This is a genomic window from Planctomycetota bacterium (assembly GCA_016125255.1).
Taxonomy (GTDB): domain Bacteria; phylum Planctomycetota; class Phycisphaerae; order Phycisphaerales; family Zrk34; genus RI-421.
Genome location: WGMD01000020.1, coordinates 16,116 through 41,980, shown reverse-complemented (window position 1 = coordinate 41,980; position 25,865 = coordinate 16,116). Strand labels below are relative to the sequence as shown.

The following is a 25,865-nucleotide window of genomic DNA, read 5'->3' as shown; positions in this document are numbered from 1 at the left end:
AACGTCGACGCAACTTCGCCACCGCCCGACGCCTTGTTTCCCCAGGACGCTTCGAGATCCTCGATGTATTCGGCGTCACCAGCAAGATGACTCGTCTGTACGGCCGGTCGGCGATCATTGAGCGCCGCATCGATCAACCGCCCGCTTCAAAGCCGGGGTAGAGCGTCATGCCGCCGTCAATGTAGAGGTTCGTGCCGGTGATGTAGTCGGCTTCGTCGCTGGCAAGCCAGACGGCGGCGCGGCCGATATCGTCGGGCTCGCCGATGCGCTTGTACGGGATGAGCTTGAGCAGACTGTTGTACGCAGCGGGCGTCTCCCAGGCATCACGGTTGATGGGCGTACGAACAGCACCTGGGCAGATGCTGTTGACACGGATGCGGTACGGCGCGACTTCCTGCGCGATGCTCTTCATCATGAGCATGACCCCACCCTTGCTCGCCGCGTAATTGACGTGCCCCGCCCACGGGATCACATCATGTACGCTCGAGACGCATATGATCTTCCCCGCAGCGCAGGATACGTCCGGACGGATGCCGCGTCGCTTGAACTCGCGCACGGCTTCGCGGGCGCAGAGGAACTGTCCCGTGAGGTTCACGCCCATAACCTTATTCCATTGCGCGAGCGTCATCTCCTCCAGCGCCGCGTCCTGCTGAAGACCGGCGTTGTTGACGAGGATGTCGACGGTGCCGAATGCGTCGATGGCATGTTCGAACATGCAGCGGACCTGCGCTTCGTCGGATACGTCGGCTTGATGGATGAGCGTGCGATTGGGTTCGTGTTTGCAGCCGCACAGCGCCATCTCCGCCACGCGATTGGCTTCGCCTTCCCCCAGCACGTAGTTGATCATCACATCCGCACCGGCGTGGCCCAATGCGATAGCGATCGCCTTGCCGATGCCGCTGTTGGCGCCGGTCACGATGGCCTTCTGCCCGCGCAGGACCTTGCGCGCTTCGCACTGGGGCATGTGGATGTCGGGGAGTTGGTCGGGCATCAGGTCGCGGACCTGTGCGCTGCTGGTGACGGCTTGGGCGGTGGCGGTAGTCATGGAAAGCTCCAGAAGAGTATGAGTGAGGGGATCAGACGATCGAAGCGGCGGGCGCTTCGACCGGCGGACGCGAAGTGCGAACATCTACCTCAGGCTCGGCGGCGCGCGGATTGAGGGTGAGCAGCGAGGCGATCAAGCCGGTCCAGCCGGTTTGATGGCTTGCCCCGACGCCTCGGCCGGTGTCGCCATGGAAGTATTCGTGGAACGGGATGTAATCCTGAAAATGCGGGTCGCGCTGCAGGCGCTCGTTATCACCAAACACCGCGCGTCGACCGGCTGTATCACGCTTAAACAGCATCACGAGGCGGCGAGTCAATTCGTCGGCCACGTCGGCGAGCGAAAGCATCGTCCCGCTGCCGACCGGACATTCGACCTGGAATTCCGGCCCGAAGTAGCGATCGAAACGGCGGAGCGATTCGATGAGCAGATAGTTGACGGGCATCCAGATCGGGCCGCGCCAGTTGCTGTTGCCGCCGAACAGATGCGAGTCGCTTTCGCCCGGCTGATACGAAACGCCGAAGCACTGCCCGCCGAGTTCGAGCATGTAGGGCTGCGCTGCATGCACCTTCGAAAGCGCTCGCACGCCGTAGTCGGAGAGAAATTCGCTTTCGTCGAGCATGCGGCGGAGCAGCGCCTTGAGCCGATGGCCCCTTAGCAGCGAGAGCAGCCGCGTCTCCTGATGTTCACAGTCCGGCCAATGCGACGGCTCGAACCACCGCGAGACGAGCTGCGCGAGGTCCGGTCGATAATTGAGGAACCACTCAAGCCGTTGCTTGAACTCTGGCACGGACGCGAGCAGGTCGGTATCGAGCACCTCGACAGCGAACATTGGAATGAGTCCCACCATCGAGCGCACTTTCAGCGGTACGTGCCGCCCATCGGGCAGGCCCAGCACGTCGTAAAAGAATGCATCGTCCTCGTCCCAGAGATTCGTCCCGTCGCCGCCGACGTTCGTCATCGCCGCGGCGATATGCAGGAAATGCTCGAAGAACTTCGTCGCCATATCCTGGTAAACTGGGTTCTGCCGCGCCAGTTCCAGCGCGATGCGCATCAGGTTCAGCGCGTACATGGCCATCCAACTCGTGCCGTCCGCCTGATTGATGAACCCGCCCGTAGGCAGCGGTGCGCTGCGGTCAAAGACGCCGATGTTGTCGAGCCCCAGAAATCCGCCCTGAAAGACGTTGTGCCCTTCGCGGTCCTTCCGGTTGACCCACCATGTGAAATTCAGCAGCAGCTTATGAAACACCGCTTCGAGAAACGCGCGGTCGCCTTCACCACCCCGCTGCTCGCGGTCCAGCTCGTAGACGCGCCATGTCGCCCAAGCATGCACCGGCGGATTCACATCGCCGAACGCCCATTCGTATGCCGGCAACTGGCCATTGGGATGCATGTACCACTCGCGTGTCAGCAGCAGGAGCTGATCCTTCGCGAACTGCGGATCGATCTGTGCAAGCGGGATGCAATGAAAGGCCAAATCCCAAGCGGCGTACCACGGGTACTCCCACTTGTCGGGCATCGAGATGACGTCAGCATTATTAAGATGCGGCCAATCGCTGTTGCGACCCCGCCAGCGCGATTCCGGGGGAGTCGGCTGACCCGGATCGCCGCGCAACCACTGCGGGATATCGAAATAGAAATACTGTTTGCTCCAAACCATGCCCGCGAAAGCCTGGCGCTGGACCATGCGAGCGTCGGCGTCATCGAGGCCGCGCTGAACGTGATCATAAAATGCGTCGGCATCGCCCAGACGCTGTGCCATCACCGCATCAAATCCGCGCCATGCCGGGGGCTTCGCGTCGTGAGTCAGACGCAGTCGGATTGTGCGCGATTCGCCTGCCGGAATTGACAGTTCAACGCGCGCCGCCGCCTTGGTGCCGACATGCGCGGGATTGACGGCCATCGTATCGCCTTCGACAACGAAGCGATGAAATGCGTCCTTGTAGTAACCGCTGCGTTCGCCGCCGCCGAAGAGACGCGCGGTATTGGTTTCGTTTTCGGTAAAGAGCCAGGATGCGTCGAAAGCCGTGTGAAGGTGATAGGTGCCCAGCGTGGGATGCACGGCGGACAGACTGCGCGGACCGGTGCTTGCGAGGTTCGGTTTGGCGCCGCCATGGGCTCGCGCCACGTCCTCACCCCACGACCATGTGTTGCGATACCACAATTGCGGTAACAGGTGGATCGTCGCAGCGTCGGGCCCTCGGTTGTGCACGCTAATGCGGATAAGCAGATCGTGCGCATCCGCCTTGGCGTATTCGACGAAAACATCGAAGTATCGATCGTCGTCGAATGCGCCCGCGTCGATCAGTTCGTATTCCCCGGCCGACTTACCCCGACGGCGATTTTCCGCCACGAGGTCCGCATACGGGTAAGCCCGCTGCGGATACTTGTAGAGCATCTTCATGTACGAGCCGGTCGGCGTGGCGTCGAGGTAGTAGTAATGTTCTTTGCAGTCTTCGCCGTGATTGCCTTCGGACCCGGTCAGGCCAAAGAGTCGCTCCTTGAGGATCGAGTCATGCCCGTTCCACATCGCCAGCGCGAAACACAAACACTGTTGATCGTCGCTGACGCCTGCGATGCCGTCTTCGCCCCATCGGTAGGCCCGGCTCCGGGCGGCATCGTGCGAAAAGTGATCCCACGCGGACCCGTCGGAACTGTAGTCCTCGCGGACCGTGCCCCACTGGCGCTCGCTCAGATACGGGCCCCACAGTCGCCACGGCGCGACGCCGCGGTCGGCTTGGGCAAGTCGGTCGTGCTCGAGCGTCGGTGCGGCTGAGTGGCGACGGGGGGTTTTCATGGGGTGGATCTCGCTGAATCGGTGAATCGAATCGCTCGTCAGATGCCGCCCAATGCCAAACGGTGACACGCCAATTTCTTGTCACCGATTTGCGATCGCGTGCATCCAACGGTCTGAGCCAGTTTTGGAGTCATCACCATGAGCGCGGATATGCAGGGACGAACAGCAGTTGTGGCGGGCGCGGCGGGGGCGCTGGGGTCGGCGCTCGTGGAGCGTCTCCTCGACGCCAAGACGGTCGTGCATGCGATTGTCTCGCCAAGACATGGCGAGGCGCCGTCATCTTGGGCGAATCATGTCACCATGCATCGGGCGGACCTGCGCGACGATGCAGCCGTGTCGGCTGTTTACGCCGGGATCGACAATGTCTGGGCGTCATTGCAGGCGGTCGGCGGATTCGCCGTGGGGCCGATTGAATCGACGACTGCTGAAGAAGCGCGTCGCATGTTCGAAATCAATGCCGTTAGCGCCCTGCTCTGCAGCCGCGCGGCAGCTAAACGGATCCGTCTCACCGGGGCCGGCGGGCGCATCGTCAACGTCAGCGCCCGCCCCGTGCTCGCCCCCGTCGCTGGGTTGACGGCATATGCCATGAGCAAAGCCGCCGTCGCCGCACTGACACAGACCCTCGCCGTCGAGCTCCGCCCCGACCGCATTCTCGTCAACGCCATCGTGCCCTCGCTCATTGACAGCCCCGCCAATCGCGCCGCCATGCCCGACGCCGACCACGCCGTCTGGCCCACCGCCGCCCAGGTCGCCGATGTGATGCTGCACCTGGCGAGCCCGGCGAACGTGCTTACCAGCGGCGCACTCGTTCCGGTCTACGGCGGCGCTTAAGGATTTGCCCATGCTCTACACCTTCATCATGGCGCCGATTGCTGCGTACTTCATCGCCGGCCTGCTCTTCGCGATGGCGTTCGTTACCCTCGGCCTGACGCGCGTCGATCACGCTGCCGCCGGCTCAGGCTTCGCCTTCCGCCTGATGCTCGTGCCGGGCGCGGCGCTGCTCTGGCCCGTGCTGGCGGTCAAATGGTTGCAATGCGGATCAAGGGAGGTTCATCCATGACTATTGAGCAGCGCCGATGGCATGTGCGTCTATGGCTGATGTTGACGCCGCTTCTAGCGATTGGCCTGATCGCCGCGATGGTCGCCGCACGGAGTGCCGCGCCATGAGCACCAGCTACCGCCCCGTCCAATGGTCGCCCTACAAGCAGCGCTACGACCTGGTCGTCGCCGGCGGAATCGGCGTTTATCTGATCGTCTTCATCATCGCCGGCAAAGTCGCGCTCGGCGGCGATCACGCCGTCAGCGATCCGATCCTGCTGCTGCGAGCGCTGGGGACTTGCGCGTTCGGTCTGCTGACATTGATTCTCTGCATCGGCCCGCTTTGCCGGCTCGATCGTCGATTCCTGCCGCTACTCTATAACCGAAGGCATTTGGGCGTGGCGACGTGCGCGGTTGCGACGCTGCATGTATTGCTCGTGCTCGTGTGGTATCACGGATTCGGCATTGTCGATCCGATCAAATCCTTAATCACCGGCAACCGTGCCTACACTTCCGCCTCGGCATTTCCGTTTGAAATTCTCGGTGTTTTCGCGTTTTTCATTCTCTTTGCCATGGCGGCTACCAGCCATGACTTCTGGCTCAAGAATCTCTCGCCCCGCTGGTGGAAATCGCTGCACATGCTCGTTTACATCGCGTGGGCGCTATTGGTGATGCACATCGCGGTGGGGGCGATGCAGAGCGAGCGGAGCGTGGCCTACCCCGCAATGCTGATCGTCAGCGTCGTGCTCGTGGCGGGACTTCATGTGACCGCGGGACGGCGCGAAGTGAAGCGCGACCGCTCGGGATCGGTCGCGATGGATACGACCGAGTGGGTCGATGCCTGCGCGGTTGACGACGTGCGCGAAGGGCGCGGCAAAGCGGTGTGCATCCCGGGGCGAGGACGCATTGCGGTGTTCCGACATCAGGGGCGGTTCTCGGCGATGAGCAATGTCTGCGTCCACCAGGGCGGCCCGCTCGGCGAAGGGCGCATCATCGATGGCTGCGTCACTTGCCCATGGCATGGCTATCAATATCAACCGCACAATGGCCAGTCGCCGCCGCCGTTTACTGAGAAGGTGCCGACGTATCGTCTGCGCATCGAGACCGGGCGGGTGCTCATCGATCCACGTCCGCTCGCCCCCGGCACGCCGGTCGAGCCCGTCTCTGTCGATGCGCCGCAAAATTCGCCGAAGAACGACGCCGACCCATTCTTCGTCGGCTATCTGCCGACGCCCCCCGCCCAAGCGAAATTCACCAAGCGCAACGTCGCAGGCATCGGCATCGCCGGCGTCCTCATCGCCGCGCTTCTCGCCGCCGCTGAGCGTGACCCCGGCGACGCGGTCTGGGCCATTGACGAACCGATCACGATCGAAGGGACATACATCGACCTTCCCTACCCGATGCTTCTGACCGCCGATTCGGCGATGCCGACGCTTCTTGTCGGCGAAGGCAAGCACCGAATCCCCGATTACGACGGCGTTCTGGTCGGACGGCGTGTGCGCATTCACGGCACTGTGCTGCATCGCGACGCATACCGCATGATCGAAGTCGCCGACGACCCGGCCGCGCTGGTCATGATTGAATCGACGAACCCGCCTAACATGCCGCTCGTGACCGCGCCCGAACAAGTCGTTTCGCTCGAAGGCGAGATCATCGATCCCAAGTGCTTTTTGGGTGCGATGAAGCCGGGTGAAGGGAAGACCCATAAGGGCTGCGCCATTCTGTGCCTGCGCGGCGGGATCCCGCCCATGTTCGCCGTTTGGGCTGGTGGTCGCACCGGCCCCCCCGACTGCTTCCTGCTCGTCGATCGATCGGGCGGTCCGATCGACGGCGAAGCGCTGACCGCGTTCCTCGATTTCGTCGGCGATCCGATCTCCGTGCATGGCGCGGTCGGATCACTTGGCCCATTGCGGACACTGACGCTGGATCGGAATACTCTTACGCGGTGATGAGGCGCCGCCATCCTTTCATCCTCGCCCGAACATTGGTCATTGCCCGCCCTGCCAGCGCGTCAGTATAATAGACGCGTCTCAGGGGTACCCGGCATGACTTCGGTCACGGCTCGATCAGATGAACAGGCTTTGATCGCACGACTGCGCGCCGGCGAGGAAGCAGCATTCACTGAACTCGTCACCATCTATGGACCCCGCATGCTCGCCGTCGCGATGCGCTATCTCAAGAATGAGCCCGACGCCCAGGACGCACTCCAAGACGCATTCATCTCCGCATTCCGAAAGTTCGACACTTTCCAGGGCGGATCAGCCCTGGGCACATGGCTGCATTCCATCGTCGTCCGCGCGGCGCTCATGCGTCTGCGGACCTACCGCAGTCAGGAAACGACCTCGATCGATGATTTCCTGCCTAAATACACGACGAATTTCGACCACCGCGTCAATCCACGCGCCGCGTGGGTGGGCTCGGCCGATGACAATGCGCAGCGGCGCGAGGTCCGCGACCTGGTGCGTAAAGGCGTGGAAATGCTGCCGGAAATTTACCGCGTCGTCGTCCTTCTGCGGGATATCGAAGGGCTCGACACGGCCGAGACCGCTAAACTACTGGGTCTCACCGAGACCGTGATCAAGACACGACTGCACCGCGGGCGACAGGCGCTGCGCGAAATTCTCGATCCGATGTTGAGCGAGGCGAATCGACCTTGATAACCTGCCGCGAACTTATTGATTATCTGGGCGACTACCTCGACGGCGCGCTGCCGGCTGAGGAAGTTTCCACATTTGAAGAGCATCTGGCGGTGTGCCCGGATTGCGTCAACTATGTGCAGTCGTTCCGCGACACGATCTCGTTGGGTCGATTCGTTCTGCTCAATCACGAAGATGATGTCGTGCCACCCTCCGTCCCGGCCGATCTCGTCCGCGCGATTGTCGCCTCCCGCCGTCTGGGCGGGCGCGACGAAACCTGATCACGACTTCGGCGGATCGCTCCTACAAGCTTGTCACCAAAATATCTCGCTCCGCATCTGATCGATGTCTCGCGTCGATGACCGACGCATGATCCTGACATTGATGAAAGGAACGAGTCATGAATTTCTATCGCATGAGCATGGTGTCATTGCTTGTTGTCGCCGCGTGCACGGCGGCGGAGCCGCAGGTGCCCGCCTGGCAGAATGCGGATCGGCATGGCGTCGCGCTCAAAGGCTATGACCCCGTCGCGTATTTCGACGGCGGCAATCCGACGCCAGGGCGCAAGGATCTGACCGCTGAGCATGATGGCGTGACTTATCGCTTCGCCACCGAAGCCCACCGCGAAGCCTTCATCGCCTCGCCTGAGAAGTATGCGCCGCAGTACGGCGGCTGGTGTGCGAAAGCCATCGCGGAAGGGAAGAAGGTCGAGATCAATCCCAAGACGTTCAAGATCACCAACGGTCGTCTATTTCTCTTTTACAACGGCCTGCTCGGCAATGCGCTGCCGCCGTGGACCGCTGACGAAGCGAATTACATCGTCAAAGCCGACGCCAACTGGCCGACCATCAAAGCCGAAAAGTGATTCACGTCATGAGCGCCGTCAATACCGACATCACGACGCCGATGAGCCGCCGCAGCGGCGAGGTCCTGCACTGGCGGCAGTACCTGATGGAAGCGGCCCTACTGGGCGCTTTCATGATCAGCGCCTGTGTCTTTGCAATCGCATTGGAGCATCCCGCTTCGCCGATTCGCCGCACCATTGAGTCGGCGTTTTTGCGGCGAGCGATCATGGGTCTGGCCATGGGCGCGACGGCCATCGCGTTGATCTATTCGCGCTGGGGTCGTCGCAGCGGAGCGCACATGAATCCCGCCGTCACGCTCAGCTTTCTTCGCCTCGGCCGCATCGGCCGGGGAGACGCGGCAGGCTATATTCTCGCCCAATTCGTCGGCGCGATCGTTGGCGTGGCGTTGATCAGCAGCTTGATGCGATCCGCCGTCAGCGATCCGGCCGTCAACTTTGTGGCGACGCATCCTGGAGTTGCCGGCGCGGTCGCCGCATGGTTCGCCGAATGCGCGATCGCCGCACTTCTGATGACCACGGTCCTCTGCATCAACCGCCATCCCGCCCTCGCGCCATACACCGGCTGGTTCGCCGGCCTGCTCGTCGCGCTCTACATCACGTTCGAAGCGCCCATCTCCGGCATGAGCATGAATCCTGCACGTTCGCTCGGCTCCGCCTTCGTTGCCAGCGATTGGCCGGGGCTTTGGATCTACTTCACAGCCCCGCCGCTGGGCATGCTTGGAGCCGTCGAGTTTATCGCCCGGCTCACTCGTCAGCCCGACACCCTCTGCTGCAAGCTCAGCCATTCACACAAAGTCCCGTGCATCTTCCGTTGCAACTGCGTCGCTTACGCGCCTGCCACGCGTTCAACCTGACGACCTTTCACAAGGAACCACATATGTCCACCAACACCATGGACCATTTCGACGTGATTATCATCGGCTCCGGCGCCGGCGGAGGCACGCTCGCCTACAAGCTCGCGCCGACCGGCAAGCGCATCCTCTTGCTGGAGCGCGGGGAGTACGTGAAGCGCGAGGCGGACAACTGGTCCACCAAAGCCGTCAATGTCGATGGCCTCTACCACACGAAGGAGAAGTGGGTCGACCGCGCCGGCAAGGACCTGCATCCGCACACCAACTACTACGTGGGCGGCAACACGAAATTCTACGGCGCGGCCCTGTTCCGCCTGCGCGAGCGCGACTTTGGCGAACTAAAGCATACGACCGGCGTGTCGCCCGCGTGGCCTGTCGCCTACGAAGAGTTCGAGCCGTATTACACACAGGCCGAGCAGTTGTATCACGTGCACGGCGAGCGCGGTATCGACCCGACGGACCCGCCCGCCAGCGCGCCGTATCCGCACGCGCCCGTCTCGCATGAGCCGCGCATTCAGAAGCTGCACGACGACCTCGTCCGCGCCGGGAGGAATCCGTTCCATGTCCCGCTGGGCGTCATGCTCGACGAAGCGCATCCGCAAAATAGCCCCTGCATCCGTTGCGCGACGTGCGATGGCCACCCCTGCCTCATCAACGCCAAGGCCGATGCACAAACCTGCTGCGTCGATCCCGCGCTGGCGTATCCGAACGTGACCCTCATGACCGGCGCGTATGTCGAGTGCCTCGAAACCGATGCGGCCGGCCGGCGCGTCAAAACAGTACACGTGAAGCACCAGGGCCAAAGTCTCGCGCTCAGCGCGGACGTCGTCGTCTCCGCCTGCGGTGCGATCAACTCGGCGGCGCTCTTGCTGCGTTCGCGCAGCGATCGACATCCGAACGGGCTCGCCAACGGGTCCGACGTCGTCGGCCGGCACTACATGGGCCATGTCAACAGCGTGCTGATGGCCATCAGCCGCACACCCAATCCGACCGTGTTTCAGAAGACGCTGGCGCTCAACGACTACTACTTCGGCGACGAGGAATGGCCGCATCCGATGGGGCACATCTCTTTCGTGGGCAAGCTCGACGCGATGACGCTCTCCGCCGGTGCCCCGCCGCTTGTGCCCGGCTTCACGCTCGAACTCATGGCCAAACACTCGCTGGACTTCTGGCTCACCAGCGAGGACCTGCCCGATCCGCGCAACCGCGTGACGCTCGACTCGGTCGGCCGCATCATGCTCAGCTATAAGCCCAACAACGACCTCGCTCATCAGCAGCTCACGCGCCGCCTCAAGTCGCTGCTCAATCATCTGGATTGCCACAGCCATCTGATTCCGCGTAACCTTTTCGTAGGACAGCGGATTCCGCTCGCCGGCGTGGCGCATCAGTGCGGGACGATCCGTTTCGGCGATGATCCCGCCACCAGCGCGCTCGACCGCAACTGCCGAGCCCACGAGGTCGAGAATCTCTACGTCGTGGATGGTTCATTCTTCTGCTCCAGCGGCGCAGTCAATCCCGCGTTGACGATCATTGCCAACGCGCTGCGCGTCGGTGACCACCTCATCGCTCAGCTCACTGCGTCGATGCCCGCCGCCGAGCCGGTCGCACAAGGAGTCTGACCATGTCGACGAACTGCACACCCCTTCGCCGCCCGCGCCGACCCGTGCCGATCGCCGCCTTCGTTGCGCTCGTGCTAATGGTGGCAAATCTGCGCGGGGCGGAACCGATCGCGCCGATTGAGTCGGTGATCCGAATCGGCATGACCGTCAGCGACATGGACCGGTCGGTGGCGTTCTTTCGTGATGTGCTGAACTTTACGAAGGTCGATGAGACCGAGGTCGCCGGCAAAACATACGAGCAGATCACCGGTGTCTTTGGCTTGCGGGCGCGCGTGGCGGTACTCGCACTGGGCGTAGAGCGCCTGGAGCTCACCGAGTATCTCACCAGCGGCGGTCGCCCCCTGCCGCCCGATTCACATAGCAATGATCGGTGGTTCCAACATATCGCCATCGTCACGACCGACATGGACAAAGCGTACGCCCGGCTGCGTGCACATCATGTGCGTCATGCCTCGACCGGCCCGCAACGCCTGCCCGATTGGAACGTCAATGCGGCCGGCATCCGTGCGTTCTACTTTCACGACCCCGATGGCCACGTCCTTGAAGTCATCTGGTTCCCGCGTGGCAAAGGCGATCCGCGCTGGCAAAGCGCGACCGACCTCTTTGCCGGTATTGACCATACCGCGATCGTCGTCGCCAATACGGACAAGGCGTTAAGTTTCTATCGTGATGCGCTGGGTATGCGTATCGTCGGCTCGGGCGAGAACTACGGCGACGAGCAGGAACACCTCAACAATGTACAGGGCGCTCATCTTCGACTGACCACGCTCAAAGCCCCCCTCGGCGGTCCCGGCATCGAACTGCTCGAATATCAGGCCCCGACGACCGGCCGGCCGTACCCCCCTGACGCCCGGGCGGATGACCTGGTGCATTGGCATACGACCCTGCGCACTGCCGATCCCCCCGCCGCGCTTGATCGTCTTCGCCGATCGCACTTTGCGACAATCTCGCCGGCAGTCGGTGATGGCACGCCACGGGCAGTTCGGGTGGCTGACCCTGATGGGCATGTCGTCGAGCTGATCGAACCTTAATCAAATCGACATCGTTTTTTGTCACCTTTAGACCCACCGCCGCATCCAACTGCCGACGCAACACCGGGGCGACGAGCCCCAGGGAGGTTTCCCCGTGCAGACGCTCAGCCCCCGACAGAACATCGCCGCCTGGGCCTTTTCGCTCATCGCCGCGGCCATCCTCTTCCAGACGCTCTTCTTCAAGTTCACCGCCGCCGAGGAATCGGTCTACATCTTCCGCACGCTGGGCATGGAGCCATGGGGCCGGATCGGCTCGGGCGTGGCGGAGTTGATCGCCTGCATACTGCTGATGATGCCACGCACCGCGGCGATCGGCGCGCTGCTTTCGCTGGGGGTCATCAGCGGCGCCATCATCAGCCATCTGACGAAGCTGGGCATCGTCGTGATGGATGACGGCGGACTGCTGTTTATCCTCGCCGTCGTCGTCTTCGCCGCCAGCGCCGGCGTGCTCTTCCTTCGTCGCGCCGACCTGCCGCTCATCGGAGCGTCGCTTGCTCGACACGATGCGCCCTCGATGCACTGAATCTTCCGTCCAGACAAACCTGATTCCGTCTCTACTTGGGGTTTCATTCATGATCACGCAAATGACCACACCGACCGCTGATCGTCCAACGATTAATTCGGCTGGCGACGCCCTGATCGGGCCGCTCGTCATCCTCCTGCATGACCTGGCTCATGTGATCGAATTGCTCAACGACGCGCAGTACACGCAAAAGCCCGTCGGCGTGATCCACTCGAGCATCGGCGGTCATGTGCGGCACTGTCTCGACCACGTTTCGTCTCTCGTGTCGGCCGCCCGGACCGGTGTGCTCGACTACGACCATCGCGAGCGCGGCACGCCCATCGAATCGGACCGCTATGTCACCATTGCCGCGATCGCCATGCTCATCGATCGCCTGCGTGCGATTCGTCCCGCTGATCACGATCGCCCGCTCGCGATCCGCATGCTCGTCAGCGCCGACGGCGAGCCACTCACACTTGTCACGTCACTCGGCCGCGAGGCCGCCTACGTGGTGAGCCACACTATCCATCACGAAGCCATCATCAGCGCGATGGTGACGACGCTCGGCGGATGGATCCCCGAACGTTTCGGCTACGCGCCCAGCACGATTGCCCATATGCAGCGGTGCCGATGATGTGCACCGTCTCGCTCATTCCGCTCGCCGATCCGGTCGGCTGTCGCCTCGTGTGCAACCGTGATGAGCAGCGAACCCGCCCCGCCGCTCTGCCCCCGCAGCGGCGATCCTTTGGCAAGCGCACCGCCATCATGCCCATCGACCCTGAATCGGACGGCACTTGGATCGCCGCCACCGACGCCGGTCTTGTTCTAGCGCTTTTGAATGTCAACGAATCCGATCGGCCCGGCAAGACGAGCGTGCCGGCCCGCCGCAGCCGCGGGCATATCGTCCCCGCCCTGCTGGAACACGCCACGATTGATGAAGTCTTCCGCGCCGCATTGATGATCGATGCCGGTCAATTCGACCCGTTCCGCCTCCTTGTCGTATCGCTCAACGGGCGCATCGAAGTCGTTTCCGATGGCAGGCGCGTCCGCTGCGGGCAAGCGATGGTGGGTAATGCGCTGGCCGTGTTCAGCTCGTCGGGATTGGGCGACGATCAAGTCATCGGCCCTCGGCAGGAACTGTTCGATGACCTGTGCGACCGGGCCGCTTGCCTTGCCGAAGCGCAGCAGGCGTTTCACAGCCATCGCTGGCGTGAGCGGCCGCAGTTGAGTGTGCTCATGAGCCGAGCCGCCGCCCGCACCGTCAGCCGCACATCCGTCGATCTACACGCGAGTCATGTCGCTCTGCGCTACGAAGCACTCGACGAAACGGGCAGCATCACGCATCTTTCTAGTCAGGTGCTCGTGTTCGACGAGGCCGGTGCGGCACGCGTGTAAGTCGCCATAAGGAAGGTTTATGACGCTGGCGGACTGGATCTCGATCATTGCATTGCAACCGTCGATGACGGACACGACGGACGGTGTCGCGTCGGTCGCTCTGGCGGTCACGGCGCTGGCGGTGGCGACGTTCGTATCGGAAGACCTCACATGCATCACGGCCGGTCTGATGATCGCACGCGGTGATGTGCCGGCGGGAGCGGCGATCGCGGGTTGCCTGGCGGGCATCTACCTCGGCGATCTGGGTCTTTATGCGCTGGGGCGCGGCGGGAGCAGCTGGCTGTTTCGGCGATCGCGCACGACCGGCCGAGTGACGATGGCGAGTGTGCGCCACCGGCTGGACAGCAATCTGCCCGCAGCGCTCTTCACCGCGCGTTTCGCGCCGGGGCTGCGTTTACCGACATATGTGGCTGCGGGGCTCGGGCGCATCAGCGCACGACGATTTGCCGGATGGACACTGTTGGCGGCGGCGATTTGGACGCCGCTGCTGGTGCTGGCCGCGGCGTTCGGCGGGACTGCGACAATGGCGGCGCTGGAGCGATGGCTCGGCGGCGGATGGCTGCTGGCGCCGTGTCTAGCGGCGCTGGTGGTGTTGACGTGGCGATTGATCAATGCGATGCGCACGACCGACGGGCGGGCGCGGATGATGGCGCGCGTGAGCAAACTGTGGCGATGGGAATTCTGGCCGGCGTGGGTGTTTTATGCGCCGCTCGGGCCGTGGTTCGCGTGGCTGTGGCTCCGTTATGGGGGGCCGACGACGCTGACCGCGGCGAACCCGGCAATTCGTGACGGCGGATTTGTCGGCGAATCCAAGTGCGAGATTCTGTCGCTGCTCCCGGCGGATTCCGTTCCGGCGTGGCAACTGATCGCACCGGGCGCAGCGGCGGAGCGCGTCAAAGAATTGCGCACATGGATGAGCGAGCGGAGCATCGCCTGGCCGATCATCTTGAAGCCTGACACGGGCCAGCGCGGGGCCGGTGTCCGTAAAGTCGCGTCGCCGGACGAAGCGGTCGCGTATCTGGCTGTTCATACGAGACCTATCGTCGCGCAGGCGTTTCATCCCGGCCCGCTCGAAGCGGGCGTGTTCTACTATCGACTGCCCAACGAATCCCACGGCCACATCTACTCGATCACCGACAAGATTTTCGCCGCCATCGAAGGCGATGGCACAAGCACGCTCGAGTCGCTCATCCGCCACCATCCGCGCTATCGCATGCAGGCGGCGACATTCCTTTCGCGCCTGGGCGAAGCCGCCGCCACGGTGCCTACCGCCGGCGAACGAATCGCCTTAGCGATGGCGGGCAATCATTGTCAGGGCACGATGTTCCGTGATGGCGCCGATCTGATCACTCCCGACCTCGAGCGCGCCATTGACCGAATCGCCCGGTCCGTCGATGGCTTTTACATCGGAAGATTCGACGTGCGCTACACCGACCGCGCCGCGTTCATGGCCGGCCGCGACCTGACGATCATCGAACTCAACGGCGTCACCAGCGAGTCGACGAATGTGTATGACCCAAGCCGATCGCTGATCTGGGCCTATCGGACGCTGGGCAAACAGTGGGCGTTGGCGTACCGGATCGGCGCGCTCAATCGTCAGCGCGGCGGTCGCGTTACTTCGTTTATCGAACTGGTGCGAACCACCTGGTCGTTCTACCGCAACCGTGATCGCGATCTGCGGTCGGATTGAATCGCCCTATATCTTTACGCCATGATGGGCCAGGAACGCCGCCGCTGTCTGCCGGCCCATGTATCGCGTCAGCACCATCGGCTGAACCTCCGCGAGATCCACGAGCATCAGCGCATCGAGCACGTCGCTAAACGCAGCGTCGCGGTTGAAGCCGAGCACACGAGCGTTGAGCTTGAGGTATTGACGCATCAAAACGGGCATGGATCGACCGTCGGACTCCACTTCCGTGATGAGCTCATCGACATCGTCCAAGTCCGCCACTGCGGCGGATCGCAACAGTCCGGCGAGGGCGTCGGTTAGGCGACCCTTGAGGCGACGACGTGGACGGACGAAGCGCGCCAAGTCGGCGGCCATGCGGTTATGTCGCAGGAATTCGACAAGGATGTGCTGGCTGAGCGATTGGTATTCGCGCGAGACGCTGACAGGCCCGAGCAGGCGATGGCGGTGCGGATGACGGGCGACGAACGTGGCGATTCCGCGCCAGAGCATCAACAACGGCGAGAATTCACGCTGATGTTCCGGGTGAACAAAGGATCGTCCCAACTCGATGGCCGGACCCACCTGTCGCCACACGCGCTCGCTGATGCGAAAGAGCGTCGAGCAGTACATTCCCGCACGACCCAACTTCGGAAGAATCTCATCTGTCACGCCAAGGCGATACGCTCCGACAATTCGCTTGAGCGTGCGGCGGTAAACGAACAGATGCAGATAATGATTGTCAAAGCGATCGAGGTCGATGCAGTTGCCGGTGCCTTCGCCGACAGCTCGAAATGCCAACTCGCGCAAACGACCGATCTCTCGCAATGTTCGCGGAATGGCGTGAGCCGGGGCAATGTATGTCGAAAGATCCGACGCCTCGACCAGCATCGACTCCGCCGGCAGCGCGTCGATTTCCGCCGCGATCAGTTCCGCGGCGACGGGATCGATGATCGGCTCCATCTCACCGGGCGGCGTGACCGTCATGGGATACGCGGGTGGCGGAACAGGCACTCGGGCGGACAACAACTCCGTCCGAGCGCGGAGATAGTCGGTCATCTCCTCATCCGAGCGGTGCAGGAGTTTGACGGCAGGAATGACATGGCCGACCTCGACATGCACGCAACTGCCCTGCTTGTTGACCACCTCGCGCGGCAACATGACGGTGCGAAGGCGCGGATGAATCAGGCCGGCTAACTGGAAGGCGATGCTGTTGCGTCCCGGGAAGTGCACCGGCACGACCGGCGACTGGGTAAGTCGAATCAGTCGCGCGATGGACGGCGACCATGTTGATTCCACAACACCCCGATCCGCCAGACGAAGATGGGCCACTTCACCCGCGGGAAAGACGATCAGCGCCCCGCCCGTGTCGCGTACCCATCGGACGGCTTGTCGCATGCCTGCGACATTGCGAGCTGCTGCACCGGGACCGCCGAATGGATCGACCCAGATGCAATGGTGATTGAGCTCGGGCACACGGGCGCCGATGTAGTTGGCCATGATCTTCACATCAAGGCGTACACGTCGGATCAGCCCCGCCAGCAGCAGACCGTCGAGACCCCCAAAAGGATGGTTGGCGACAACGATGAGCGGACCGGTGCACGGCAACGTCGCAAGACGAGCTTCGTCGGTAACAACCTCAATGTGCAGCGCGTCCATCGCTCGCTCGATGAAGCGATCACTTGCGTTCCCGTCCTGCGCCGTTCGGTATAAGGACTCGAGGCGTCGAAGCGACAGAAGCCGCTCGACTGCTGACAAGCCCACCCGTCTGATTCCCGTTCGACCAATAACCGTCCCGCCGCCGGTCAGCCGGAACGGCGATTCAGACGCGGAAGCTTTGGACCAGACCATCAGTGCACCTCCAATGCGATCGATGACGGTTGGATGCACCAAGCCCATAAATGGTGGCAAGTTCAAATTTGCCAGTGATGAGTACACAGCGAATTGCCAGCTAGCGCCGCGACTATTACTGCCCAGAGCAGACCGACCTACCGACGCCACGCTTCACAACGCACGTATGTCCCGTCGCTGAATTTGCCTGACTGAGCCTGCGTAGGGCAATTCGGGGCCACCGAACTGGGTGAATCGATGGCCTGTACGGCCTCAGCTCAATCGCCTAATGCTTCATCGACCAACATAGGCAGGTACGCAAGAATTGCGTTCGGCTGGGTTTACAAAAATGGGCGATGGGGGACTCGAACCCTCGACCTCACGGGTGTGATCCGTGCGCTCTAGCCAGCTGAGCTAATCGCCCGTCGGGGAATTAAGATAGCAGGTGGATCGACCGGGTCAAATCGAATGCAAGGCATCAGCGGTCAGGTTTCAGTGATCAGCCGGAGGGGCGCCTGCGGATCGCTGATTGCTGAAAGCCCCGCCTCATGCCTCGGCCTTATCCTTGCTGCGTTCGCCGACGACGTGTTGCTGCGATTCGAGCTGGTCGGTGCGCTTTTTGGTCTTGCGGGACGCGGCGTCGTCGATCTCGCCATCCACATCGTCGATGTCGTCTTCGACGCCTTTGAGGCCCTTCTTGAACTCGACGATGCCCTTGCCCAGCGACTTGCCCACTTCGGGCAGACGCTTGCCGAAGATCAGCAGGGCGACGACGAGAATGACGATCCATTCCGACCCGCCCGGCATCCCGAGGATTCCAGCCAGCGTCAGATCAGGTGTGATGTGCATGATGTTCCTCAGTCAAAGTCGGCGTCGTCTCGGCGGCCGGAGAGGACGGCTGGGTTTCACTCTTGGCGGCGATCTGACGATCGACGCGACGCATGTCCTGTTCGACCTCGTCGCCGATGCCCGCCATGCCCTTCTTGAATTCCGTGATCGTTCGCCCCATCGATCGCCCGACTTCAGGCAGACGCTTGCCGAAAATCAGCAGCGCCACGACGAGAATGACCATCCACTCCGAGCCGCCGGGTAAACCAAACATGTCGCACCTCGCAGGTTCGCGTTCGTTAGCGCCGGGAGCCCTGCACGGGACCGGCTTTCGGATTCAGGCCTGCCTAACGAGCGCGACCCACTCCCGACCGCTGGAGCCCGACGAGCCCGGTGCGCGGCCTATGAACGCACCAGAACCCATCAAGATACGCGATCGCCGCATGGGCGAGCATCAAATCCTATCCACCCGCCCCCTCAATATCCACATCCCCGCCCCGCGACCCCTTTTCCGTTACAATCATCCCCAAACCCCTCTCCCCAACCCCCTTCCCCCCACCCCGGAGTTAAAAATGATCACCGTCGGCATGAACTACCACACCCTCCCCGGCAAGCAGCACGACTTCGAATCCAAATTCAACGCCGTCCTCGCCGCACTCAACGCCGCCCCCGGCCACACCGCCTCCCATCTCTACCGCGACATCAACGATGACGCCTCCTACCTCATCGTCTCCGAATGGAACGACGAACAGGCCTTCACCGACTTCATCCGCTCCGACGCCTTCAAAGCCGTCACCACCTGGGGCAAGGAACAGATCCTCTCCGACCGCCCCAAACACAAAGTCTACAAACACTGACCCTCCATCCCCGATTCGCCCCCCGTTTAGCGGCGGGGCACCGCCCCGCGTTCCCCCGCCCCGCCCCGCCTCGCCTCCGCGAAGCGAGCGCACCCCGCGCACTCCCCCGCCAACGCGCCTCCCCTCTCCATTTCCCCTAAATCCCATCCCACGCCGCTCCTACCGCGCGCATCGGCGCGCTCATGCGCACCGCCAAGGCAATCCCCTCGCCCCCCGCGCCCCATCAATCAACGACTTACAAAACCCCGTGCGCACCCCCGCGGCAAATTTGCCTCCACCATGCGCCTTTCGCGTCACCCCCATGCGAAAATCGCCCAATTCCCCGCCCCACGATCCCCACTTTTTCATCCCACCCCGTCCCCCCCCAATGGAAAATGGCAACTGGAAAATGACCAATGGAAAATCGGATCCATTTTCCATTTTCCATTTTCCACTTTCCATTTTTCATTTTTCATTTTTCATTTGCCATTTTCCAATGGCCAATTTTCAATTCCCCTCCCCCCTCCCGCTCCTACCATGCATCGTCGCCCCCTCCCCGCGCCACCGTGGAGCGCCCCCATGAACCGCACCGCCCGCGCCCAACCCCCCGGCTCCGTTCTCTTCTCGGTCCTCTTCCTGCTTGGCATCGTCATCGTTCTCGTCGTGGCCATTCTCCCGCAACTCGGCGTCAGCCGCCGGCCTCCCAAATTGCGCACGCAGTGACGTAGGTCCGGGCCAGCCCGGACACGCGTGACGAACAGGGTTGCGGCGTACGACCCGTGCCCGTCGCGCGACTGGGCATCGACGAGCATCGGGTATCATTATGTCAACCGTGTCCGGGCGGGCCCGGACCGACAGGACTTCCCGATTATGTAACGTCGGCTCGGATCCACAAAGACTATTGATGATGGCAACCCGACAAAGTCATATTCTGACCATGGCAGCGGTCATTGGGTGCGCCATATGCCTTCTGTTGGACGCATTCATGACGCGAGTATGGATCGGCATAATTGGTGCGCCCGAAGCACCGCTATTTGGGTTCTTGGGCTTGGCGTTCAGCCCCGTACAAGGACTCATCGGGCTTTGCATATACAGTGCTGCCTTTAAGCACGACCAGTCAAAAGGCCGCCAACTTATCCGTGGTTGGATGCAGTGGGCTGGAATCGTCAATATGATCCTATCGGTTTTGTACTTTGCAGTAAGCTGCATCGTTCCATTTCTATCACTGCACGAATAGCTCTGGAAACTGATGCGTGCGACCCGCGCCCGTCGCGCGACGGGGCATCGACGAACCTCGGGTATCATCATGTCAACCGTGTCCGGGCGGACCCGCCACGCGAGACATATGATCATTCGATGATCGAACACCGTCGATCGCGTCGAACGCCGTCGCGTAGGGCAGGATTCATCCTGCCATTGAAAGACCCGAAGTCGCGCACCATACCTGCGGCGGGAGGCAGGATGAATCCTGCCCTACAACACTGCGTGGGACGTGAGGCGGTCCCGCCATTGGCGGGTATCGAAACACAAGAAGTATCAGCATTAGCACATCACCGCGTCGTTCTTCTTGAATCGACCGACGAAGTCGTTGAGCTGGTCTCCACACTCTTGTCTCATGGTTGGTGCGTCGATAACGATGCGTACCTCTTTCCTGTAAAGGGCGGTTGGCTTGCTTATGTCGGCCACCACAACGATCTAGACGTCTATCTTCCGCAAGAGTGCCCGCTAACCAGCGGCTGCAGTTGACCGGCTGTGCCCGCGATTGATATTTTGTTGTTGGTCTGTAGCTCGCTTACTGCGGGCGGCCGGCAACTGAGCCTTTTACATTAGGCAGGCTCGCCATGACGCTACCGCATGGTTTTGAATCTCGTCTGGAAGCGATGCCCGATCACGAATTGCTCGACATGATCGGTCACGGGTCGGAATACACTCCGGAGGCGTTGGCTGCCGCCCGGCGCGAAGTCGAGCGACGCGAGATTGATCCTACGGTCGCCAGGAAAGTTGAGACGGCGTTGCAGGAAGAGGCGATGGTCGATCAAGCTCGCGCTAATCGTCCGTTGCCGTGGGTGTGGCGAATCATAAACTTCGTTTTCCCCTTTGGCATACCGCAGATGCTGATTGCCGATCGCTACGGGATGAAGGGGTACGAAAGGTGCCGTCGGGAGTGCTGGTCTTGGATGCGCCGCGGGTTGCTCTTTTGGGTCATCTCCTTTGTCGGCATCATCGCTTTGGATGCGATCTGGCCGATCGGCGATCGCGAATGGGTTGGGTGGCTCATCATGCTTCTGAGCTTGGCGATCGTACTGCTTGCACCGCGCTTAATACCCAAGCGAAGCGATCCGATCCGACGCCGGGCTGCCTAACCCAACATTGCACTGGACCGGCCCGGCGGAACGGTCCTCGTGATTTCAGAGCTGGTTGGCGCCGGGCCGGCCAGTGAATGTCAGTCCGTTAGGCGTCATGCGTGCACTCCTGCTCATAGCGTTTGCTGTCATCCTCGCCGGATGCTCCTCGAATGCCCAGCGCGAGGTTCAACGCGCCAGCAGTTCAGACCCGGCGTCACTGACTTTGGAGCGCGGCTACAATGACTACGTTCGTCGCGCCATTCTCGCCGACGGCACAGAGGCAGGCATCATCAGTTGTCGCGACGGCAGCTCATCACGCTTTTGGTTTCGTTCACACCATCTCACGCACGACGACGGCGCCACTCTGTTCCGCTTCTCCGACGGCTCAGAGGTTTTCTTGGCGGGTTACTTTTGCTGCGAGGTTCAGTTGCCTGAGCAGCAGCTTGCATCGCTGGGCGACTTGCGAGCGTTCATTCGGCAGCACGATGGAGTTAGTGACGTAGGGCAGGATTCATCCTGCCGTTTGGGTCATTGAGCGCCACGTGCACGAATTGAGGCGGCAGGATAAATCCTGCCCTACGCGACGGCTTGCAATTTGAATGATGAGTCGTGCGGCGGCGCGGGCGGCGGGTGTTGACCCGTGTGCTTGAGTCGGTAAGGTTGTCGGTGACGACGCTGAGCGGTGAGCATGACGCACGAAGAGGCGGGACAACTTGCGATGGCGCTGATGAAGGCGCATGGGGTGCATGCGGCGGGGTGGCGATTCGCGTGGAGCCGGGGCAAGCGGCAGCTCGGCAGTGCGCAGGTGCGGCGGCGGCGCGTGGCGGGGACGGGGAAAATCATCGAAACCAAAACAATCACGCTCTCGCGCCATCTTGTGGCGCTCAACGGCGATGAGGAAGTACGCGAGACGATCCTGCACGAGATCGCGCACGCCATCGCGGGGGTGCGGAACGGGCACAATGAAATCTGGAAGGCGGCGTGCCGGCGCGTCGGGGCGAGGCCGGTGCGGCTCGCGGGGGAGGAAGTGCAAACGGTCCAGGGGCGATACATCATGTACTGCCCGGGGTGCGATCGGGAGCTGGGGCGGCGTCATCGACGCATGCGTTCGGAGATGCTCGCCCGCACGTTCTGCCGCGCGTGCGGCAAGGCGTCGAAGGGAAAATTGGTGCTGAAGCTGGCGGAGAATTGAGGCGAGTGATGCGGGCGAAGCGATGCGGGCTTCACGTTGCCACTCGGAACATGTGTGAGAAGGCCATCGATCGACGAGCCGCGACCGTCAGGGAGCGGTCGAAACGAGCATCCATGAGCGGCGCCGTGACCGCTCCCTCACGGTCGCGGCTCGTTAAACGCCGCCCTCTCACACACGCTCTTAGGGCTTCCTTGATGAGGCGCGCTTTTAATGAAGTGAGCCCCGCGTGGAAACGCGGGGCCATTTCGGGCGATCAGGAGCCGGCGTCGTGCGCCAGTTTGCGGGCGGCGTCGGAGAGGGGCCAGCGCCAGCGGTCGGCGAAGAGGGAGGACAGGTCGGCGTGGGCCGCGATGCTGGCGGCGATGACGAAGTTGTCCAGGGCGTCTTGCGAGGTTTTGGCTTTGGGGCGTTTGGCGGCTTCCTGCCAGAGTTTGCCGACGAAGTCGTCGCCGTACATGCGGCGGAGACGGAAGCAGAAGCCGGCGAACAGGTCGGTGCCGTTGAGGTCCATCGGGTTGGCCGGGGCCTTGTCGACGCGGAGCGTATTCGCCCATGTGAGGGACGCGTCTTTTTCGTAGAGGTCGACGAGGCCTTCGACGGTTTGCTTGAATTCGTCGAAGGATTTGCCGCGGAAGGGTCCGCCGTCGAGGCCGGCGGATTGCATGGACATGAAGCGCATGAACACGGCGTAACCGGTCTGCACGGAGCGCGGGTTGTCATCGCCCTGATACTCAAGCTGCGGGCCGGCGAACCAGAAGTTGCGGCCGAATTCGTAGCAGATCACCTGATCCCACTGATCGCGCTTTTTGAGGCCGGTGTAGAGCTCCTGAAAATACTCGGGCATCATCTCGATGCCGGTCGCCCCGACGTTGCCGCAGCCGGCCCCGCAGGTCTTTGCGACCACCGCCACGGTCGTCCGCCCGTCGATCATCTTCGTCTTGATCGCCTTGGGATCGCGCCCGGTCGATGTGCGGTAGAACGCATACACCCGATCGAGGCCGCGCACCATCTTCGTCATCGTCGCGGCGTCGAGGTCGGCGGTCGGCGTGAGCACGGCGACATGCTCGCCGACCCATGCATGCAGCGTGAGCTTGTCGCGCTGAAACGTCGTGTACTCCACCGCGCGCGGGCTTAACAGTTCCGCGGGCGCATCGCCCTCCGCGGCCTGGACGGACGCACAGCACAGACCGATCAACACGGCGAGGCGGACAACATGGCGCAGCATCGAATGACTTTCCCGAATCGCGCGGGCGGGTCGCGCATCAAGTGGCATGAACGGGCGCTATCCATGAAACGCGGGCACGCGGGGATTTTATTCATCCATGTAGGGATTTTTCGTGGACCCACGGATGAAATCCGTGGGCTTCTCGATGCATGAGAATGCCTCGTCGGCGCGAACTGCGGGCATCGTGCGGCGTCGATACAATGGACCGATGCGAAAGACGCTTTACATTCTGATGGCGGCGGCCGTGCTGATGGGGGCGGCGCCGCTGACGGATTCGCAGAAGACGCGGCTGGATACGGCGGCGGACGGGTCGGCGACCGTGGACGAGGCGGCGTTGTATGCGCTTCTGGAAAACGCGGCGACGTCGGACGGATCGGAAGCGGGGGCGACGATTCCGGATTACGCGCAGATGATGGACAGCCCGGCGGAGTGGCGCGGGAAGCTTTGTCTGATCGAGGGCGTGCTGCTGGCGGAGGAGCCGAGGGCGGAACTGTCGCGCGAGGGATGGGACAAGGTGCGGAGTCTGATCGTGCAGGTGCGGGGCTTTGACAAGAAGCCGGGCGATCTGACGGCGGAGGACATGGCGATCGTGTATCTGACGGATCCGCCGGATCTTCACGCGCCGGTGCTTCAGTTGAATCGGAACATGCTGGCGGAGACGGGATCGAAAGTGCGCGTGGCGGCGCGGTTCTACAAGGTGCTCAACGAGAAGAACATCAAGGGCGAGGGACGGCTGTATCTGACGTTCGTGGGCAAGAAGCTGGCGGTGATGAACGCGGCGGAGCGGAGTTATTCGCCGTACCTCATCGCGGTGGTGATCGGTGCGATGGCGATGTTTCTGGGGTGGATGCTGGTGCGATTGTTTCGTCGCGGGCGCGATGCGCTGTTGACGCCGCCGCAGCGATGGGAAGAATACCGCCAGAAGAAAGAGGAAGCGCGGAAAGCGGCGGCGTCGGCATCGGCGGACGAAGCGGACGCCGAGCCGGAGATCGAATTGCCGGAGAACCCGGCGGACGCGCTGGACGTGCTGGCGCAGCACCACCCCAAGCCCTTTGAAGATGTCGAGTGATTCATGCCGAGCGTTGCAATCAAGCTGCCGCATCATGCGTACGAGGTTTTGATCGAGCCGGGGGCGTTGGACCGGATGGGGGCGATCGTGCGCGGGCTTGCGCCGCATGATCGATGCGCGCTGTTCGCCGATGCGAATGTGCACAACATCTACGGCGGCCGCGCGACGACGTCGCTTCGGTCGGCCGGATACACCGTCACGTCCGGCACGATGATCCCCGGCGAATCGCACAAAACGCTCGACACCGTCGCGAAAATGTACGACGTCATGCTCGACGACCGCCTCGAACGACGCAGCCCCGTCATCGCCCTCGGCGGCGGCATCACCGGCGACACCGTCGGGTTCGTCGCGGCGACGTACCTCCGCGGCGTGCCGTTTGTCCAGGTGCCGACGTCGCTGCTGGCCATGGTCGATGCGAGCGTCGGCGGGAAAGTCGGCGTCAACGTCCCGCAAGGAAAAAACCTCATCGGCGCGTTTCATCAACCCGTCGTCGTCATCATCGACCCGCTCGTGCTGGCGACGCTCCCGCCGCGCGAACTGCGATGCGGGCTCGCCGAGTGCGTCAAGCATGGCGTGATTCGCGATGCGTCGCTGATCGACTTCATTGATGAAAATCTGCCGAAGATTCAGGCAATCAAACCCGCAGCGATGGTCGAACTCATCGAGCGCAACGTCGCCATCAAAGCCGCCGTCGTGATGGAGGACGAAAAGGAAACCGGCGTCCGGGCCCACCTCAACTTCGGCCACACCTTCGCGCACGCCATCGAAGCCACGACCGGTTACGGCACCATCGAGCACGGCGAGGCCGTCAGCTTGGGCATGGTCGCCGCGACGACCCTCGCCGTCGAAATCGGCCTCTGCCCCCCCGCCGTCCTCGAACGCCTCGCTGCCCTCCTCGTCAACATCGGCCTCCCCGTCCGCGCCAAACTCGCCGACTCGAGCACCCTGCTCGCCTCCATGCGCCTCGACAAAAAAGTCAAAGACGCCCGCATCCGTTTGATCCTCCCCACCCGCCTCGGCGAAGTCATCATGCGTAACGACATCGCTGACGACGCGATCGTCAGGGCTTGGGAAGCGATCCGGGAATGAACCGGCGCA

26 protein-coding genes and 1 tRNA gene are annotated in these 25,865 nt (G+C 62.4%); 20 read left to right on the top strand and 7 right to left on the bottom strand.

Annotation, left to right across the window (positions count from 1 at the left end):
- Positions 1–133: 133 nt before the first annotated feature.
- Positions 134–964: a glucose 1-dehydrogenase gene (locus GC162_14435; GenBank protein ID MBI1369839.1), complete on the bottom strand. Its 831-nt coding sequence runs from the start codon at positions 962–964 to the stop codon at positions 134–136.
- Positions 965–1,076: 112 nt separating this feature from the next.
- Positions 1,077–3,839 carry a glucosidase gene (locus GC162_14430; protein ID MBI1369838.1) on the bottom strand — a complete coding sequence of 921 codons (2,763 nt, stop codon included), beginning with the start codon at positions 3,837–3,839 and terminating at the stop codon, positions 1,077–1,079.
- A 138-nt stretch (positions 3,840–3,977) separates the two neighbouring features.
- Between GC162_14430 and GC162_14425 the strand changes: the two genes are divergently transcribed.
- The 13 genes from GC162_14425 (at position 3,978) to GC162_14365 (ending at position 15,466) form a co-directional block, all read left to right on the top strand.
- Positions 3,978–4,670, top strand: coding sequence for an SDR family NAD(P)-dependent oxidoreductase (locus tag GC162_14425; protein MBI1369837.1), 693 nt, complete (start codon positions 3,978–3,980; stop codon positions 4,668–4,670).
- Positions 4,671–4,680: 10 nt separating this feature from the next.
- Positions 4,681–4,899 (top strand): hypothetical protein, encoded by a 219-nt coding sequence (locus GC162_14420; protein ID MBI1369836.1) that lies wholly within the window; start codon positions 4,681–4,683, stop codon positions 4,897–4,899.
- A 103-nt stretch (positions 4,900–5,002) separates the two neighbouring features.
- Positions 5,003–6,826, top strand: a complete 1,824-nt coding sequence (locus GC162_14415; GenBank protein ID MBI1369835.1) for a Rieske 2Fe-2S domain-containing protein — start codon at positions 5,003–5,005, stop codon at positions 6,824–6,826.
- Between the two features lie 96 nt (positions 6,827–6,922).
- Positions 6,923–7,534, top strand: a complete 612-nt coding sequence (locus tag GC162_14410) for a sigma-70 family RNA polymerase sigma factor (GenBank protein MBI1369834.1) — start codon at positions 6,923–6,925, stop codon at positions 7,532–7,534.
- Entirely contained in the window at positions 7,531–7,794 is a 264-nt protein-coding gene (locus GC162_14405; GenBank protein ID MBI1369833.1) for an anti-sigma factor, read from the top strand. The genes GC162_14410 and GC162_14405 overlap by 4 nt, the downstream gene beginning before the upstream one ends.
- Positions 7,795–7,982: 188 nt before the next feature.
- Entirely contained in the window at positions 7,983–8,378 is a 396-nt protein-coding gene (locus tag GC162_14400; GenBank protein MBI1369832.1) for a hypothetical protein, read from the top strand.
- 8 nt (positions 8,379–8,386) lie between these two features.
- Positions 8,387–9,232, top strand: coding sequence for an aquaporin family protein (locus GC162_14395; GenBank protein MBI1369831.1), 846 nt, complete (start codon positions 8,387–8,389; stop codon positions 9,230–9,232).
- Between the two features lie 38 nt (positions 9,233–9,270).
- The gene (locus GC162_14390) at positions 9,271–10,848 is read left to right on the top strand and encodes an FAD-binding protein (GenBank protein ID MBI1369830.1); all 1,578 of its coding nucleotides are present in this window, start codon (positions 9,271–9,273) and stop codon (positions 10,846–10,848) included.
- 2 nt (positions 10,849–10,850) lie between these two features.
- A complete protein-coding gene (locus GC162_14385; protein MBI1369829.1) occupies positions 10,851–11,879 on the top strand; it encodes a glyoxalase in 1,029 nt (342 codons plus the stop codon).
- A 121-nt stretch (positions 11,880–12,000) separates the two neighbouring features.
- The gene (locus GC162_14380; GenBank protein MBI1369828.1) at positions 12,001–12,402 is read left to right on the top strand and encodes a DoxX family protein; all 402 of its coding nucleotides are present in this window, start codon (positions 12,001–12,003) and stop codon (positions 12,400–12,402) included.
- The gene (locus tag GC162_14375) at positions 12,269–13,015 is read left to right on the top strand and encodes a hypothetical protein (GenBank protein MBI1369827.1); all 747 of its coding nucleotides are present in this window, start codon (positions 12,269–12,271) and stop codon (positions 13,013–13,015) included. Before GC162_14380 ends, GC162_14375 begins: the two co-directional genes overlap by 134 nt.
- Positions 12,952–13,776 (top strand): hypothetical protein, encoded by an 825-nt coding sequence (locus GC162_14370; GenBank protein ID MBI1369826.1) that lies wholly within the window; start codon positions 12,952–12,954, stop codon positions 13,774–13,776. The genes GC162_14375 and GC162_14370 overlap by 64 nt, the downstream gene beginning before the upstream one ends.
- A 19-nt stretch (positions 13,777–13,795) precedes the next feature.
- Positions 13,796–15,466 carry a hypothetical protein gene (locus GC162_14365; GenBank protein MBI1369825.1) on the top strand — a complete coding sequence of 557 codons (1,671 nt, stop codon included), beginning with the start codon at positions 13,796–13,798 and terminating at the stop codon, positions 15,464–15,466.
- Between the two features lie 6 nt (positions 15,467–15,472).
- Here the strand turns inward: GC162_14365 and GC162_14360 are convergent, their stop codons facing one another.
- The 4 genes from GC162_14360 to tatA (GC162_14345) all read right to left on the bottom strand — a co-directional run bounded on the left by GC162_14360 (position 15,473) and on the right by tatA (GC162_14345) (position 18,374).
- Positions 15,473–17,380, bottom strand: a complete 1,908-nt coding sequence (locus tag GC162_14360; protein MBI1369824.1) for a GNAT family N-acetyltransferase — start codon at positions 17,378–17,380, stop codon at positions 15,473–15,475.
- Positions 17,381–17,622: 242 nt separating this feature from the next.
- Positions 17,623–17,696, bottom strand: a tRNA-Val gene (locus GC162_14355).
- A gap of 122 nt (positions 17,697–17,818) precedes the next feature.
- Positions 17,819–18,079, bottom strand: a complete 261-nt coding sequence (gene tatA / locus GC162_14350; protein MBI1369823.1) for a twin-arginine translocase TatA/TatE family subunit — start codon at positions 18,077–18,079, stop codon at positions 17,819–17,821.
- Between the two features lie 25 nt (positions 18,080–18,104).
- Positions 18,105–18,374, bottom strand: coding sequence for a twin-arginine translocase TatA/TatE family subunit (gene tatA / locus GC162_14345; GenBank protein MBI1369822.1), 270 nt, complete (start codon positions 18,372–18,374; stop codon positions 18,105–18,107).
- Between the two features lie 298 nt (positions 18,375–18,672).
- Here tatA (GC162_14345) and GC162_14340 point away from each other — a divergent pair, with 298 nt between their 5' ends.
- The 5 genes from GC162_14340 (at position 18,673) to GC162_14320 (ending at position 22,473) form a co-directional block, all read left to right on the top strand.
- Positions 18,673–18,957 (top strand): antibiotic biosynthesis monooxygenase, encoded by a 285-nt coding sequence (locus tag GC162_14340; protein ID MBI1369821.1) that lies wholly within the window; start codon positions 18,673–18,675, stop codon positions 18,955–18,957.
- 1,335 nt (positions 18,958–20,292) lie between these two features.
- Complete coding sequence (locus GC162_14335) at positions 20,293–20,682, top strand: hypothetical protein (protein ID MBI1369820.1); 390 nt, start codon at positions 20,293–20,295, stop codon at positions 20,680–20,682.
- Between the two features lie 95 nt (positions 20,683–20,777).
- Positions 20,778–21,299: a hypothetical protein gene (locus GC162_14330; protein ID MBI1369819.1), complete on the top strand. Its 522-nt coding sequence runs from the start codon at positions 20,778–20,780 to the stop codon at positions 21,297–21,299.
- Positions 21,300–21,396: 97 nt separating this feature from the next.
- On the top strand, positions 21,397–21,816 hold the full coding sequence (locus GC162_14325) for a hypothetical protein (GenBank protein MBI1369818.1): 420 nt from the start codon (positions 21,397–21,399) through the stop codon (positions 21,814–21,816).
- Positions 21,817–22,008: 192 nt separating this feature from the next.
- A complete protein-coding gene (locus GC162_14320; GenBank protein MBI1369817.1) occupies positions 22,009–22,473 on the top strand; it encodes a hypothetical protein in 465 nt (154 codons plus the stop codon).
- Positions 22,474–22,726: 253 nt separating this feature from the next.
- On the opposite strand, the gene GC162_14315 is transcribed toward GC162_14320, so the two are convergent.
- Positions 22,727–23,698: a hypothetical protein gene (locus GC162_14315; GenBank protein ID MBI1369816.1), complete on the bottom strand. Its 972-nt coding sequence runs from the start codon at positions 23,696–23,698 to the stop codon at positions 22,727–22,729.
- A 208-nt stretch (positions 23,699–23,906) separates the two neighbouring features.
- On the opposite strand from GC162_14315, the gene GC162_14310 reads away from it, so the two are divergent.
- Positions 23,907–24,767: a hypothetical protein gene (locus GC162_14310; protein MBI1369815.1), complete on the top strand. Its 861-nt coding sequence runs from the start codon at positions 23,907–23,909 to the stop codon at positions 24,765–24,767.
- Between the two features lie 3 nt (positions 24,768–24,770).
- A complete protein-coding gene (gene aroB, locus GC162_14305; protein ID MBI1369814.1) occupies positions 24,771–25,856 on the top strand; it encodes a 3-dehydroquinate synthase in 1,086 nt (361 codons plus the stop codon).
- Positions 25,857–25,865 lie beyond the last annotated feature (9 nt).

Coding starts and splice junctions, on each gene's coding strand:
- GC162_14435 (MBI1369839.1), bottom strand. CDS start 964: ATGCCCCAGTGCGAAGCGCGCAAGGTCCTGCGCGGGCAGAAGGCCATC.
- GC162_14430 (MBI1369838.1), bottom strand. CDS start 3,839: ATGAAAACCCCCCGTCGCCACTCAGCCGCACCGACGCTCGAGCACGAC.
- GC162_14425 (MBI1369837.1), top strand. CDS start 3,978: ATGAGCGCGGATATGCAGGGACGAACAGCAGTTGTGGCGGGCGCGGCG.
- GC162_14420 (MBI1369836.1), top strand. CDS start 4,681: ATGCTCTACACCTTCATCATGGCGCCGATTGCTGCGTACTTCATCGCC.
- GC162_14415 (MBI1369835.1), top strand. CDS start 5,003: ATGAGCACCAGCTACCGCCCCGTCCAATGGTCGCCCTACAAGCAGCGC.
- GC162_14410 (MBI1369834.1), top strand. CDS start 6,923: ATGACTTCGGTCACGGCTCGATCAGATGAACAGGCTTTGATCGCACGA.
- GC162_14395 (MBI1369831.1), top strand. CDS start 8,387: ATGAGCGCCGTCAATACCGACATCACGACGCCGATGAGCCGCCGCAGC.
- GC162_14390 (MBI1369830.1), top strand. CDS start 9,271: ATGGACCATTTCGACGTGATTATCATCGGCTCCGGCGCCGGCGGAGGC.
- GC162_14385 (MBI1369829.1), top strand. CDS start 10,851: ATGTCGACGAACTGCACACCCCTTCGCCGCCCGCGCCGACCCGTGCCG.
- GC162_14375 (MBI1369827.1), top strand. CDS start 12,269: ATGACGGCGGACTGCTGTTTATCCTCGCCGTCGTCGTCTTCGCCGCCA.
- GC162_14370 (MBI1369826.1), top strand. CDS start 12,952: ATGGATCCCCGAACGTTTCGGCTACGCGCCCAGCACGATTGCCCATAT.
- GC162_14365 (MBI1369825.1), top strand. CDS start 13,796: ATGACGCTGGCGGACTGGATCTCGATCATTGCATTGCAACCGTCGATG.
- tatA (MBI1369823.1), bottom strand. CDS start 18,079: ATGCCGGGCGGGTCGGAATGGATCGTCATTCTCGTCGTCGCCCTGCTG.
- tatA (MBI1369822.1), bottom strand. CDS start 18,374: ATGTTTGGTTTACCCGGCGGCTCGGAGTGGATGGTCATTCTCGTCGTG.
- GC162_14340 (MBI1369821.1), top strand. CDS start 18,673: ATGATCACCGTCGGCATGAACTACCACACCCTCCCCGGCAAGCAGCAC.
- GC162_14335 (MBI1369820.1), top strand. CDS start 20,293: ATGATCGAACACCGTCGATCGCGTCGAACGCCGTCGCGTAGGGCAGGA.
- GC162_14330 (MBI1369819.1), top strand. CDS start 20,778: ATGACGCTACCGCATGGTTTTGAATCTCGTCTGGAAGCGATGCCCGAT.
- GC162_14325 (MBI1369818.1), top strand. CDS start 21,397: ATGCGTGCACTCCTGCTCATAGCGTTTGCTGTCATCCTCGCCGGATGC.
- GC162_14320 (MBI1369817.1), top strand. CDS start 22,009: ATGAAGGCGCATGGGGTGCATGCGGCGGGGTGGCGATTCGCGTGGAGC.
- GC162_14315 (MBI1369816.1), bottom strand. CDS start 23,698: ATGCTGCGCCATGTTGTCCGCCTCGCCGTGTTGATCGGTCTGTGCTGT.
- GC162_14310 (MBI1369815.1), top strand. CDS start 23,907: ATGCGAAAGACGCTTTACATTCTGATGGCGGCGGCCGTGCTGATGGGG.
- aroB (MBI1369814.1), top strand. CDS start 24,771: ATGCCGAGCGTTGCAATCAAGCTGCCGCATCATGCGTACGAGGTTTTG.